The sequence below is a fragment of the Runella limosa DSM 17973 genome, assembly GCF_000482465.1.
Classification (GTDB): Bacteria; Bacteroidota; Bacteroidia; order Cytophagales; family Spirosomataceae; genus Runella; species Runella limosa.
On the sequence record NZ_KI519421.1, the window covers coordinates 288,035 to 301,591 of the forward strand.

The following is a 13,557-nucleotide window of genomic DNA, read 5'->3' on the forward strand; positions in this document are numbered from 1 at the left end:
CTCTAAATTCCCCCATTGGGGGTTAGGGGGCTGTATTTCCTCACTCGCAAATCGGCTTGTTCTTTGTGGCCCCAAAAGTTTTCGATGGCGCAAAGTCGGGAGCAATATTCCCCAATCAATGCGCTGGCCTCTGGCGTGCGGATCTCTTGGTAGGTACAAGTTTTGAGAAACTTGCCTACCCAGAGTCCGCCTGTGTAACGAGCTGCTTCTTTGGTAGGTAATGTATGATTGGTGCCAATGACTTTATCGCCATAAGCAACGTTGGTTTTATCGCCTAAAAACAAACCACCATAGTTGGTCATTTTTTCCAAGAAATAACGCGGGTTTTCAGTCATCACTTGCACGTGTTCACTAGCGATGCGGTCGGCTTCGGCCACTAACTCGTCAACAGTGTCACACAGAATCACTTGTCCGTAATCTCGCCATGAAACACTGGCAATATCAGCCGTTGGTAAAACCGCCAGTTGCCGCTGAATTTCGGCTTCAATGCCTTCGGCGATGGTTTTGCTAGTAGTAAGCAACACCGCAGGTGACGTAGGGCCGTGTTCTGCCTGTCCAAGCAAATCGGTGGCACAGGTTTCGACATCGGTGGTATCGTCCGCAATGACCAATGTTTCGGTTGGTCCAGCAAAAAGATCAATGCCTACTTTACCAAACAATTGACGTTTTGCCTCTGCCACGTAGGCATTTCCTGGGCCTACGAGCATATCTACTGGCCGTACCGACTCCGTACCAAGCGCCATCATTGCAATGGCTTGTACCCCACCCAACAAGTAAATTTCGTCGGCCCCTGCCATGTACATCGCTGCGACGGTAGCGGCAGGAATTTCTCCTTTGATGGGTGGTGTACACGCAATGACGCGCTGTACTCCTGCTACCTTAGCCGTGAGTACACTCATGTGCGCCGAAGCAACCATTGGATAGCGTCCGCCTGGTACGTAGCACCCCACCGAGTTGACAGGGATATTTTTATGGCCTAAAATAACGCCAGGAAGGGTCTCTACCTCCACATCACGAATGGATTCACGCTGAATTTGGGCAAAATTCCGAATTTGGGTTTGGGCAAACTTAATGTCTTCAATCACCTGTTCGGGCAACGACGCCACAATCGCCTGAATAGCTTCTTTGGAAAGTCTAAAACTTTCGGGCGACCAGTTATCTAGTTTTGAGGAATAGTCTCTAACGGCATTGTCACCGTTTTGAGCTACATTCTCCAGCATCTCTTCCACCAATGCCCGTACTTTTAAATCTGCCTCTTTACTTTCGGCGTAGGTAATTCCTTTTTTGATTTGTTGTATCATCCCTTTATTTTTATGATAGGCTTTACTATCTTTACTAAAAACTTGATTGCACATGACTGCATCGATTTCAGCACAAGACCAACTTGCAACCCTCATTGCAGACGCTATGCCTGCTCAGATTCTTCATTTTAAATTTTCACCAACAATCCAACGCAGAATCGAACAGTTAGTTGAAAAGAAAAAACAGGTACCTCTTTCGCTAGAAGAGTCCGAAGAATTGGAGAAATACCTCACCTACGACCTTCTTATTGGTTTAGCTAAAGCCCGTGCGTACAAACATTTACAGCAATCGTGACTACGAGAATTTCTGAAAGACTACGTAAAGAAGTGTCACTTCGTGCTGGTTTTAAGTGTGAATACTGCCTCATTCCAGAATTCTTTCTTGCCACTACTTTTCACATTGACCATATTCGTAGTCAAAAACATGGAGGAAAAACCACGATCGAAAATCTCGCTTATACTTGCCCCCATTGCAACCAAAACAAAGGCAGTGATGTCGCTACTTTTATCGGTGAAAGCGAACAGCTTATCCGATTTTTTAACCCTCGAACCGACACTTGGTATGACCATTTCCAGCTGATCAATGGCGAAATCGTAGGCGTAACCGAAATTGGCAAAGCAACTGTTATCATTTTGCATTTCAATCAGACTGAACGAGTTATTCTTCGAGCAAATCTTATTGAAATCGGAATGTACCCTGCTCCGTAAAGTACCTCACTCGATTATTCTTTTATCTTCTTCTCAATCCAATCGTACATGTTAAACGTCTTCGTAAAATCGTCCACGGAGCAGTGAGCGGAGCCACTTTCTTCCTTCGGAACAATCTCCATCACGTGCTCGCACGTCAGGGCGTCGTTAACTTTGTACGCATTTTCCACAAAATTTTGACGGTCGTCTTCTCCGTGAAGTATGTAGGTAGGGCACTGAATTTTCTCAGCCACCCCTTCTAACGTAAAGTATTTGAGACGCTCGCGCGCTTCTATCATGTTGTCGGCTCCCACGATGTGTTGGACAATTTCGGCCAATGGGTGATTGTCAGGGCGGTTTTTCCAAATATCGTAGTACGACCAAACCGCGCCAAAAATCATACACACCTTAAAACGAGGCTCAAACGCCGCACAGCGCGCCGCCATGTAGCCTCCCATCGAAACAGCCCCAACCCCTACCCGAGAGGTATCGACATGCTCGCCGAGATTTTCAATAATATAGTCCAACACTGCCGTCCCAGCCACATTATAATCATAGCGAGTATGAATGTGATTCAAGCGCAAAGCCGCTCCTTGTCCAGGGCCATCAACGGCCATCATAGCGATACCGCGTTCGTTGAGGTGCTGGGCAATTCCGAAATACAGTTCCTCAGCCAAGCTATCCAAACCTCCAAACATTACTACTACTGGCGGATGGCCCCCTGCCCCCCGATGGGGAGAATTATTTGGAAGAAAAAGATAGGCAGGAAGGGTTGAGCCTTCAAACGGAATATCAACCGTTATTGGTCGTTCATCGAACAAATCAATGGCTTTGATAAACGCATCACGGCATTTGAGGTAATAAGGAATTTTACGTTCGTCGTGCAGGGTCATAAAAAACTCCGCAGTACGCAAATAATTAAAAGCCCGCAAGTAGGTACGCCGCGCCGACACGCGCTGGTTGGCCTGTGCATAGGCTTCTGCTTTGTCATAGACTTTATCGCCCATTTTTACCCACGCACGGTTAAAACTTTCACGGTCGAGCGGGTCGATTTCGCTCGCTACTTCTAAAATTTCAGCAAACTCCCCGCCCCCGTAATGGGCCTGGGTTAATGCACGATTGACTTGATATGAGGGCATGTACTGCCCAGGAAAATAATGCCACATTTTGAGAGATGAGTTATGAAATATGAGTGATGAGGGGGTAAGGAACACTTATCTCTTTACTCTCATCACTTATCACTACATTAAATATCAACTGGTTTTACTTGTCCATCGGTGAGGCCGAGTTTTTTTCCTTTGGCCATTTCTGCAAATGGATTTACGCTTCCCCACGCATCATTTGGATTATCTTTCAAGTAGTGAACATCCTGATGATCAGGCGCAAATACCAAACGTGCACACGCATAGTATTCAAATAAAACACCGCTGCCTGGATCTTGAATGTAAATGAAGAAACCTTCGTCGGCCTTATGGCGCGTGGGTGCTCCCATCACACTCTTGAAGCCTTTTTCGATGAAATAATCCAATGCCAAAAGTACCTCTTCACGGCTATCGACGTTCCAACAAATGTGGTTCAAAACTCCCTCATTTTCACCGATATTAGGGTCAGTAAAGACGGCGATGTCGTGCGAGAGGTTTCCAATGGTCCACAATCCACCGACGGGTGGTATTTCGTCCGCAATGCGTATTTCATCGGGATTTTTGAGTCCAAAAGTTTGCCAAAATGCTTTTTCAGCGGCATACTTACCTTTGGCTACCATATACGTTACGTGGTCAAAACGGCGGGGATTGGCTCCTTTTAGACGATTGCTTGCATAACGGTCAGCGTACACACTACCGCGTTCGCCCGTTTCACGAAGCCATACTACGTCCCAAAATACCTCGTGGGTGTGTCCATCGGGCGATTGAAAACGGTAGGCTTTCCCGTGGCCTAAATCCCCATCTACCCAGCCTCTACCCGCTCCCAAGCTTTCCAAATGCGCTACACATTCTTCCAATGCTTCGGCGCTATCGGCCCGCCATCCAATGTGCCCCAAACCTGATTGCTCGCTTTGGGTTAATTTTAATGTATGATGAAAATAATCACCCCAAGCACGGAGGTACACTGAGTTTTCTTCACGCCCTGTCTCGTCCATGCCAACAACGTCTCGGAAGAAGTAAACCGATTTTTCAAGGTCGGTTGTTAGCACCTCTATGTGGGCCATTTGCGAAAGGAAATGCGGGTTCTTTGCCACTAACGTATGTATTTTAAGTTGAATACTAGTTCAATAAGACCGCCAAAGCGATAATCCTATTTTTTAATGCAAAAATTCAACATTTAACGTTGTGGTGGTTAATCTAAAAGACGCAACTATTCTACAAAATCAATCCATTTTTTAGCTTTGTCCTCTAATAATTCTAATTTTATATTAATTTTTATGCCTTTGCACAAAAAAGAGGCTGTCTCAAAAGTAATAGGTCACAAAATATTCTTTGGTTTTAACCTCATCCCAACCCTTCTCCTTTCTGGAGAAGGGCTCTAAAAGTCCCCCTCTACTGAAAGGAGAGGGGGATTTAGGGGACGGTCGGCCGCTGCCGTGAGGTTGAATAGGTGCCGAAGATAATTTGGTGACAAAAACTTTTGAGACAGCCTCGCACGCTCGCTGATTTCAATTTTCGATGCCTTTACACAAAAAGGGGGTTTTGAGAAACCTCCTGCACGCTCACTGATTTCAATTTTCGGTGCTTTAACACAAAAAAGGAGGTTTTGAGAAACCTCCTGCACGTTTTACTTGCCTTTTAAAGCGGTGGCAATTGCTGCTTCCGCTAATGGCGCCATTATTTGGTATCCTTTCAAAGTTGGATGAACGCCGTCTTCGGCAATATCGGGTGCCATGCCATTTCGGCTGTCCTTCATGGCACTGTGGTAATCGAGGTAAACAACTCCTTGCGACTGAGCGTACTGCTTGAGTCGTTCGTTGAAACGAATGATTTTGTTGGGAACGTCGCTGATGTCTTTCCGCCAAGGAAACTCATAAGCAGGATGTACCGACGCCAACACAACTTTGATGCCGTTGGCTTTGGCAATTTCGACCATCGACGCAATATTTCCTAATGTAAAATCGGGGTTATACGGGCCTGTATTTTCAGCAATGTCATTGATACCAATATTGATTACCACCACTTTAGGCTTCAAGTCCACCACATCAGGGCGAAAACGAAGTAACGCTTGGGGAGATGTTTGTCCGCTAATCCCTCGACCGATGTAATTGCCTTTGGCAAAAAAATCAGGTTGTTTGTTTACCCAACCTTGCGTAATGGAATTTCCCAAAAATACGACCCGATTTTCACCATCTTTGGGTGCTGGCAGCTTTTTATTGGCCTCACTGTAGCGACTGAAATTAGCCCAATCATTGCGTTCAAAATTCGCAATTTGCTCTTCCGAATATTTCAATTCCAATGCAGATGGACGAAGTTTTTTCAACAAACCCTGCAATTTCATCCATTCTCCAAAACGCTCGTACCACGTATCGGTCGGTATTTTTTGTTTATTCATGCCAAAGCCGTGTCCTCCTTTTTGATACATGTGTAATTCTGCGATTTTTTTTGCGCCAATCCAAGCATCGTACAATGCCGTTGCGTGCGGAGCAAAGCCCAATTGATCGTCGGAAGCGGCACAAACCCACGCGGGCGGCGCGTCGGCGGGGACTTTAAGCGGGCCAAAAATATCAGTTTTAGGATAAATCGGCGCAATAAAATCGGGGCGATTGGCGGCGGTATAACTTAACGCTACCCCCAAAGTCAGTGCACCACCCGCCGAGAAGCCCATAATTCCGATTTGATTGGGCAAAATATCAAGCTCTTTGGCATGACTCCGAACGTACTCAATGGCTTTTTTACCATCGGCCACGGCCATTTCTACCACGGGAGCATTGATTTCGTCTAGTTTCTTAAAATCCTGCATTTTTGGCATCAGTTCGGCCACAGGATTATCAGTCATGCTTCGTACCAATCGGTATTTCAACACAAACGCCGCAATTCCTTTGGAATTTAGCCACTTGGCTACCTCAATACCTTCGTTATCAATGGATAAAATATGAAACGCTCCGCCAGGAGCCACAATGATGGCCGTTCCTGTAGCCATTTCTGGCTTTGGTAAATAGACTGTTAAGGTCGGTTGAACGACATTGTAAATCACCCGATTTTTAGATCCATTATTAGCGTATTCTTTTTCAGTCCACGTCCAGTTTTCGGAACCTGGGGCTTTGCCTTCATACAACGGAATGACCTGCTGCGCTTGGCTTTCGAGGCTCGCTCCTAAAAGTAAAGCGGCAACGATTAAGAAAGCTTTTTTCATTGTGTATCAATTTTGGTTAAGAGCTGGTTAGTAAACACATAGGGCACCGAAGTAAAACTACTATGTTCTATGTGGCAAAAAACGAATCCAAATCAATCCATTTTGCGGTATTCACTGGGGGTAAAGCTTGTTTTCTGTTTAAAAAATCGCCCAAAATCACTGAGTTCGCTTTTGCCTATACGAAGCGCCACGTCAGCAATGGGCAGCGTTGTTTGTTTTAGAAGCACTTTGGCTTCCAGCAAAAGCATATCGTCCAACAGCTCATGCGCCGATTTGCCCGTCGTTGCCTTGACACATTTATTGAGGTGATTGGGCGTCACGGCTAGGATTTCGGCAAAATCTGTGATTTTTTGCTTTTGGTAAATAAATTGTTCCAACGCATTTTTATAACGCTCGGTTATTTGCGATGCCGCATTGATTTTCACCTTTTTATCAGCCACGACAAAGGGTTTTATTTCGGTCATCAATGCCAACAAATACAATTGTGCAAGTCTAAAATCAGGTTTTTCGGGCTTTTGGTACTCTTTTTCGAGGCGTTGGAGCAAAAATAGGATGGTTTCTCTGGTTGCTCCATCAACAGACACCAACGGATTTCCAATAAATTGAAGGAAAGGAAAATCCTGTAAAATTTCTTTGTGGTGGATATTTTTGGTCAATAAATCAAGGTCGAAGTGACAGTAGAACCCTCGCGCGTCGGCACTCATCGACTTGTGAGTGGTGATTTGGTAAGCGGGCAAAAAGAAAAAAGTATTCGCCACAAATTCGAAGCTATCGAGTCCTTTGCTACGCACGCTTTGCCCTTCCGTCAAAAACACAAAATCATATACCACTTTTCGATGCGGTGGCAACGGAAACCGCATCATGTCTTTGTAATCTTCGAGCCGATTGATGTGAAAATAGTGATGCGTTGGCGCAAACAACGACTGCCACGCCAAATGCTCCTCAAAATGGAGCTGCCCCATTTCAAAGGGGTTTAGAATAGGGACTGCATCGGTTTTCAAAAAGGTGCAAGGTTTAATAATTTATCTGCGGGTTTCTGTGGGAATTTAATCTGTGTAACTCTGTGTGATTATTTATTTTCGCACAGAGTCACACAGATTAAATTCCCACAGAAAGCACAGATGGAGCAACTTATAGACTTCTTTCAATCCCCAATTCCAACCCACGAAGCTCTGCCAAGCCACGAAGACGGCCTATCGCCGTATAACCTGGATTAGTTTTTTTGTTGGGATTCAAATCGTCCAACATACGGTGCCCGTGGTCGGGACGGAAAGGCAAACGGTAATCGGGACGATTTTCAGCAATCCGACGTCGTTGTTCGGTCACCAACGCCTTCATTACGCCGTACATGTCCACATCGCCCGTTAGGTGATCCGCCTCATAAAAATTACCTTCTGCATCGCGCGTGGTAGCCCGTAAATGCACAAAATTGATGCGATTTCCCATACGTTCGACCATGCCTACCAAATCGTTGTCAGCCCGCACGCCGTAACTTCCCGTACAAAAACAAAGACCATTGTGCTTACTTTCGTAGGCTTTCAACAGCTGTTGCGCATCCGCTTCGGTACTGACTACCCGAGGAAGTCCCAAAATTGGGTACGGAGGATCATCGGGGTGAATGGCCAACAACACGCCTGCGTCTTCAGCAACAGGGGTAATTTCCTTCAAAAAGTTGTATAAATTGGTGCGAAGGGCGGTATCATCCACGTTGTCGTACGACTTCAATACTTCCGCAAACTCCTCTACCGTAAAACTTTCTTCACTTCCTGGCAAGCCCGCAATGATGTTTCGGATTAGTTTTTGAACCGAAGCTTCCGAAGCATTGTCAATCCAGCTTTTTGCTTTCTGTAATTGGGCTTCCGAATAGCTTTTTTCGGCATTGGGACGTTTCAGAATATAGGTTTCAAACGCACAAAATTCGGTCATATCAAACCGCAAAGCTGTTGAACCATCGGGTAAACGAAAATCCAAATCGGTGCGCGTCCAATCCAAGACAGGCATAAAATTATAACAAACTGTGTCTATGCCACAAGCCGCCAAATTGGACAAGCTTTCTTTGTAGTTTTCGATGTACTGTTTATAGTTCCCCGTTGCTTTTTTGATGTCTTCGTGAACAGGTACACTTTCTACCACCGACCACGTCAAGCCCACGGCTTCAATTTCAGCCTTTCTTTTTTCGATTTCAGCGATGGTCCACACTTGGCCATTCGGAATGTGGTGCAATGCGTTCACCACGCCCGTTGCTCCCGCCTGACGAACGTCCCAGAGACTTACGGGGTCTTTGGGGCCGTACCAGCGCCATGTTTGTTCTAATGCCATAATTAATTTTAGTACAATTTATTTCTTATAACTCAATCCATCTCCAAAATTAAACAAAGCGTAGCCTGCGTTTTCCTTACTGCCAGGAACGTCAGATTTGTTCTCTGCTACGGCTTTTTCTGAGACAGGAATCGCAAACGGCATCTTGCCCGTTGGGTTAAATTTTCCCGTAATTACATCCATCACCGCCTCAGGAGTGGTACCAAAAGTAGCTAAAAGGGTTTTAGTATTTCCCTCAATTTCCTCAATTACCCAAGGATTCGTAAAATTTACTACCACAATTGTAGGTTTGGCTTTACACAATTCGTTGAGGCGCACCACGTCAATTCGGTTTTTAGACAAGCTCAATTCAATCGGTTTTCCATTCGAGCTGAAAAGTCCTCCAGTTGTCGGATACAGCCATTCCACTACTATATCGGCTTCTTCTTTCGTTGACACAAACTCCACGTTTGGATACGAAGCAGTGGGTTTAATCACTTTGGTGGGAGATTCGGCATTCCGACCACCCGCATCACGAATGACTTCGAGTAATACTTTTGTTTTTTGGGTCAAAGGCAACAACTTCGCGTCATTGCGGAGCAAAACAACTGATTTGCGGTGGGCGAGGTCGGCTTTTTGTTGAAATTCCGTATTCCCTACCAATTTTTGAGCTTTCTCAATCTCCACGTAAGGATTTTCAAACAATCCTAATTCAAACTTTTCTTTCAATAAGCGAGCTACAGACGCATCGATTCGGCTTTCAGTCACCAGCCCTTTTTTCACCGTTTCGAGCAAAAAAGTAGGATCGGCCGAACCCGAGAAAATATCAACGCCTGCGTTCAATGCTTTTTGGTAACGTTCGGTAATACTCAAATTTTCTACGCCCCACGGCATCATGTCGATTGGCCCCGTGTCGGAGTTAATAATACCTTTGAAACCCAATTTTTTGCGCAATAAATCGTCAATTATGGCCTTGTTGTACGAAAAGCCAACTTCCTCAAACTCTTTGCCTTGGGGAGCCGAGTAATAAGGCATCATCGACGACGTACCTGCCTCAATCGCCGCCTTGAACGGTTTTACATGGTAATCAAACATACCGCCTGGATAGTGGGCAAATTTTCCCCATTCAAAGTGCGAATCTTGTCCTCCCACTTGCGGGCCTCCCCCTGGGAAGTGTTTGGTCGTCATCGCCACCGACTGATTTCCCAATTTTGTTCCCTGAAATCCAAGTACAATCTCCCGAATCATGTTGGCCGACAAATCGGCATCCTCTCCAAACGTTCCCTCGGTGCGGTTCCAGCGGGGTTCGGTAGCCAAATCAGCCATGTACATGTAGCCTTTGCGTAACCCCACGGCTGCCCACTCTTGCGCCGCAATCTGGGCAAACTCACGCGTCAATTTAAAATCGCGCATAGCGGCCATTCCGAGTTCGCCAGGCCATTTTGAGAAAGGCGTCGCTCCTACGCTCAAGCCCACGGAAGCGTCAACGGTAATGTGGTTGCGCGGATTGGAGGCCACTACCGCAGGAATGCCCAAGCGCGTATTTTCGCACAACGCTTGCAAGTTGTTTGACCACTCAGCAAGGTTTTTCACACTGGTATTTGCCCGTAAAATAAAGTGACGCAAATGCCGCTCGTTCACGCCTTTTGTAGTACCTGACGCCGAAAGCGTGGGCACAGCCAACGGTTTACGGGTAAACATATTGGTGCCTTGGACTAAATCTTCTTCGTTGAAAGCGCTCGTAATTTCACGGCGTTCGTTGCCTGCATTTCCTTGAAAAGTCATCTCACCCGCCATGCGCGTGGTACTGATGAGCATAAAACCTACTTTTTCGTCGAGGGTCATTTGAGAAAGTAAGTCGTTGGCGCGAACCTCTACAGGTAAACGCCAATCTTCGTACTTATCTAGTTTACCGTTTTTATTGAGGTCTTTAAACTCTAAACCGCTTTCTTTTAACACTTTGACCGAACGGTGGCTTAGTTGGGGTTGCTTTTGGGCGTTGGCTACGCTAACAATTAAGGAGAATAATAAAAACTTTTTCATCATTTAGTTGGTCTTTGGTAGTTTCTGAAAACCCCAGTCCTTTAGGCTGGGGCAAAGTCGAACATAATCATTTCACGGCTTTAGCCTTGACATTTTACGTCAAAATACGCTAAAGTCAGGGCTAAAGCCAGAGCAGTTAAGCCAGTTCTCGATAACCCCAGCCTAAAGGACTGGGGTTAGAACATAATCACGTTATAATGTCATCCGTGTGCCATGAATAATCTTGCAATTGTTACTTCAATTCGCGGATTTTCAAGTTACGGAACGACACGTTGTTGCCGTGGTCTTGGAGAAGAATATGGCCTTTGTCGCCCGCGCCAAATCCTTGGTATTTAGCGTATTTTGAACGAGCTACAAGTGCATCATAAATATTACTTTTGCGCTCATACTCAATCACTTTGAAACCATTGAGCCAGTGCTGCACAATATTATTAGGATACACCACAATGCGGCCTTGATTCCATTCACCAATTTTCTTTTGGAAGCGTTTATCCAATTTGTACGATGGAATCAAGTCATACAAACTCGCCAACGTGCGGTTTCCAGCAGCGCCCATTTTGGCATCGGGATGTTTTTCATCGTCCAACACTTGAAACTCCAACCCAATTCCTGATTTTCCTCCCGAATCAAAGGCTTCGTTCACAAAGTATTTCACTCCCGAATTAGCTCCTTCGGTCAGTTTAAACTCAAACTTCATTTCAAACGCGCCGTATTGGTCAGTCGACACGATGTCATTACCCGTTTCAGACCCATCCGATGGGCTTACATTCATCGTACCGTCCACCACATTCCAGTGCTTACCCGACATTTTGTCGCTGTGTACGGCTCTCCAACCTGTGAAGTCTTTGCCGTTGAACAACAATTTAAAACCTTGCGATTTTTCTTGTTCCGACAAGCTGTTAATCATCCAGTTTTCGACAGGGCAATTATCAACAGGACTCGCTTTTAGGTTTTCGGTTTGAATTTTAATGTTTTTCCAACGAATCTGCGTGCCTTCTTTTCCGTCTTTTCCAATGGAATGCACCTGTAACGCAATAAACCCTTTCGGAGTCATGTCATCAATCAAATGCGCGGTTGGAATGCCATTGATCCACGTCCGAATCACGTTTCCGATGGCCTCAATCCTATAGTGATTCCACGCATCGCGACGGAAAGCTTTTTTACCTTCAGGGTTAAAGTTCAAGTTGTACAACCAACCACGGCGTGCTTCGTCATACACCCCACCCGACCACGCACGGTCTGACGGGTCGATTTCGATTTGGTAGCCGTGTACGCGGCTATTTTGGTAATCGGGCGTTGACAAACTACGAATCTGAATACCTGAGTTCATCGAATTATCGACCTTTAGGTCTAATTCTAGGATAAAATCGCCGTATTCTTTTTCAGTAGCCATGAATGAATTGGGCGTATTGGCCACCGTAGAACCTACGATTTCGCCATTTTCAATGGTATATTTTGCTTGGCCATTGAGTTGCTTCCATCCTTTGAATGATTTTCCATCAAATAAAGGTGTCCATTTTTCTTTTTGGGCAAAGACAGTACCCGATACCCAAAGTAAAGTGAAAAGAATAGCTAGTTGCTTTTTCATTCGTACAATTTTTAGTAAATAAAATGGTATTATGTTTAGATTTTGTATCGCTTAAATAAGAGCGATGAGACATTTTTCTTCCATGATGTTAGAATTTAATGCCCGCTTATGAAAGAAGTAAGATTCATTTATTTACGCAAACGTTTTCGGGAACGGTTGCACCACCCAGCTTTCTTTGATTTAAAATTGGAAAATAAGCGCCTACTGTTATATTTATGTTTCTTATTTAAAGACCATACTTTGAGAATTAAATAGGACTTTTTTAGGTTTGCACTCCCATGAGAAAAGTCACGATAAAAGACATTGCCAAACAGCTGAACCTCTCGACCTCGACCGTATCGAGAGCGCTGCGAGACAGTCACGAAATTGGCATCGAAACCAAACGCAAGGTTCTTGAACTTGCCGAACAGCTAGACTATACCCCCGACCCCGTTGCCCTGAGCTTATTAAACAGCCACAGTAACGACATCGGGGTGATTGTTCCAGATATTTCTAATCCATTTTTTGCAATTGTGATTGCGGGAATCGAAGACGTTGCTTTTGCCGAAGGATACCACGTTGTGATTTATCAAAGCCACGACGACTACGAACGCGAAGTGTTAAACGTCAAACACATTTATAATCGAAGAAAAGATGGCTTTTTAGTGGCCGTCGCGACCAATACTACCGACTTCTCGCACTTCAAAAACCTGCACGACAAAGGCTTTCCGATTGTATTTTTTGACCGCATCTACGAAGAAATAGACACCCATAAAGTGGCCGTCGATGACTATGAAGGGGCCTACAATGCCACCAAACACTTGATAGACCAAGGCTGCCAGCGGATTGTTCATATCTCGGGGCCGCCACATTTGTTGATCAGCAAAAGGCGACTTCAAGGGTATAAAACTGCCTTGCTCGACCACGGGTTGCCGTACCACGAAGAATATGTATGGTCCACCCATTTTGACTCACAGCAGTCGATTGAAGTGGCGCGGCAATTGCTCAAAAGCGCTATTCATCCCGACGGTATCTTTGCCGCCAGCGACAACATTGCCATTGGATGCCACGCGGCCATTACCGAAGCAGGACTGACCATGCCCAAGGACATTGCTTTGATTGGATTCTCTGATTTGCCCATGGCTGCCATGCTCAACCCACCGTTGAGCTCGGTCGCACAACCTGCCTTTGAAATGGGTCGTTCGGCCGCAGAACTGCTCATTAAACTCATCAAAAAGCCCAACGAAAACACCCAATCAATCACCAAAGTTTTACATACCAACTTGGTGATTCGGGCATCGTCGCTGCGAAAAACGTAGGTGT

The 13,557-nt window shown here is 45.4% G+C and carries 11 protein-coding genes; 3 read left to right on the plus strand and 8 right to left on the minus strand.

What is annotated here, in order from left to right; translation table 11 throughout:
* Window positions 1-2: 2 nt before the first annotated feature.
* Window positions 3-1,301, minus strand: coding sequence for a histidinol dehydrogenase (gene hisD / locus K339_RS0116950; protein ID WP_028524659.1), 1,299 nt, complete (start codon window positions 1,299-1,301; stop codon window positions 3-5).
* A 52-nt stretch (window positions 1,302-1,353) separates the two neighbouring features.
* On the opposite strand from hisD, the gene K339_RS33970 reads away from it, so the two are divergent.
* Window positions 1,354-1,596: a hypothetical protein gene (locus K339_RS33970; RefSeq protein WP_051398066.1), complete on the plus strand. Its 243-nt coding sequence runs from the start codon at window positions 1,354-1,356 to the stop codon at window positions 1,594-1,596.
* A complete protein-coding gene (locus tag K339_RS36710) occupies window positions 1,593-2,009 on the plus strand; it encodes an HNH endonuclease (RefSeq protein WP_037300838.1) in 417 nt (138 codons plus the stop codon). Before K339_RS33970 ends, K339_RS36710 begins: the two co-directional genes overlap by 4 nt.
* A gap of 14 nt (window positions 2,010-2,023) precedes the next feature.
* Here K339_RS36710 and K339_RS0116965 read toward each other — a convergent pair whose 3' ends face one another.
* The 7 genes from K339_RS0116965 to K339_RS0116995 all read right to left on the minus strand — a co-directional run bounded on the left by K339_RS0116965 (window position 2,024) and on the right by K339_RS0116995 (window position 12,255).
* Window positions 2,024-3,154: an alpha/beta hydrolase family protein gene (locus K339_RS0116965; protein ID WP_028524661.1), complete on the minus strand. Its 1,131-nt coding sequence runs from the start codon at window positions 3,152-3,154 to the stop codon at window positions 2,024-2,026.
* Window positions 3,155-3,234: 80 nt separating this feature from the next.
* Window positions 3,235-4,194: a VOC family protein gene (locus K339_RS0116970; protein WP_229598757.1), complete on the minus strand. Its 960-nt coding sequence runs from the start codon at window positions 4,192-4,194 to the stop codon at window positions 3,235-3,237.
* 563 nt (window positions 4,195-4,757) lie between these two features.
* Window positions 4,758-6,326 (minus strand): GDSL-type esterase/lipase family protein, encoded by a 1,569-nt coding sequence (locus K339_RS0116975; RefSeq protein ID WP_028524663.1) that lies wholly within the window; start codon window positions 6,324-6,326, stop codon window positions 4,758-4,760.
* A gap of 92 nt (window positions 6,327-6,418) precedes the next feature.
* Window positions 6,419-7,327, minus strand: coding sequence for a helix-turn-helix domain-containing protein (locus tag K339_RS0116980; RefSeq protein ID WP_028524664.1), 909 nt, complete (start codon window positions 7,325-7,327; stop codon window positions 6,419-6,421).
* 130 nt (window positions 7,328-7,457) lie between these two features.
* Window positions 7,458-8,645, minus strand: coding sequence for a mannonate dehydratase (uxuA, locus tag K339_RS0116985; protein WP_028524665.1), 1,188 nt, complete (start codon window positions 8,643-8,645; stop codon window positions 7,458-7,460).
* 18 nt (window positions 8,646-8,663) lie between these two features.
* Window positions 8,664-10,670 carry a glycoside hydrolase family 3 protein gene (locus K339_RS0116990; RefSeq protein ID WP_374754648.1) on the minus strand — a complete coding sequence of 669 codons (2,007 nt, stop codon included), beginning with the start codon at window positions 10,668-10,670 and terminating at the stop codon, window positions 8,664-8,666.
* A 229-nt stretch (window positions 10,671-10,899) separates the two neighbouring features.
* Entirely contained in the window at window positions 10,900-12,255 is a 1,356-nt protein-coding gene (locus K339_RS0116995) for a 3-keto-disaccharide hydrolase (RefSeq protein ID WP_028524667.1), read from the minus strand.
* 278 nt (window positions 12,256-12,533) lie between these two features.
* Between K339_RS0116995 and K339_RS0117000 the strand changes: the two genes are divergently transcribed.
* The gene (locus K339_RS0117000; RefSeq protein WP_028524668.1) at window positions 12,534-13,553 is read left to right on the plus strand and encodes a LacI family DNA-binding transcriptional regulator; all 1,020 of its coding nucleotides are present in this window, start codon (window positions 12,534-12,536) and stop codon (window positions 13,551-13,553) included.
* Window positions 13,554-13,557: the final 4 nt, after the last annotated feature.

Coding starts and splice junctions, on each gene's coding strand:
- K339_RS0116990 (WP_374754648.1), bottom strand. CDS start 10,670: ATGATGAAAAAGTTTTTATTATTCTCCTTAATTGTTAGCGTAGCCAAC.
- uxuA (WP_028524665.1), bottom strand. CDS start 8,645: ATGGCATTAGAACAAACATGGCGCTGGTACGGCCCCAAAGACCCCGTA.
- K339_RS0116965 (WP_028524661.1), bottom strand. CDS start 3,154: ATGTGGCATTATTTTCCTGGGCAGTACATGCCCTCATATCAAGTCAAT.
- hisD (WP_028524659.1), bottom strand. CDS start 1,301: ATGATACAACAAATCAAAAAAGGAATTACCTACGCCGAAAGTAAAGAG.
- K339_RS0116970 (WP_229598757.1), bottom strand. CDS start 4,194: ATGGCCCACATAGAGGTGCTAACAACCGACCTTGAAAAATCGGTTTAC.
- K339_RS0116995 (WP_028524667.1), bottom strand. CDS start 12,255: ATGAAAAAGCAACTAGCTATTCTTTTCACTTTACTTTGGGTATCGGGT.
- K339_RS0117000 (WP_028524668.1), top strand. CDS start 12,534: ATGAGAAAAGTCACGATAAAAGACATTGCCAAACAGCTGAACCTCTCG.
- K339_RS33970 (WP_051398066.1), top strand. CDS start 1,354: ATGACTGCATCGATTTCAGCACAAGACCAACTTGCAACCCTCATTGCA.
- K339_RS0116975 (WP_028524663.1), bottom strand. CDS start 6,326: ATGAAAAAAGCTTTCTTAATCGTTGCCGCTTTACTTTTAGGAGCGAGC.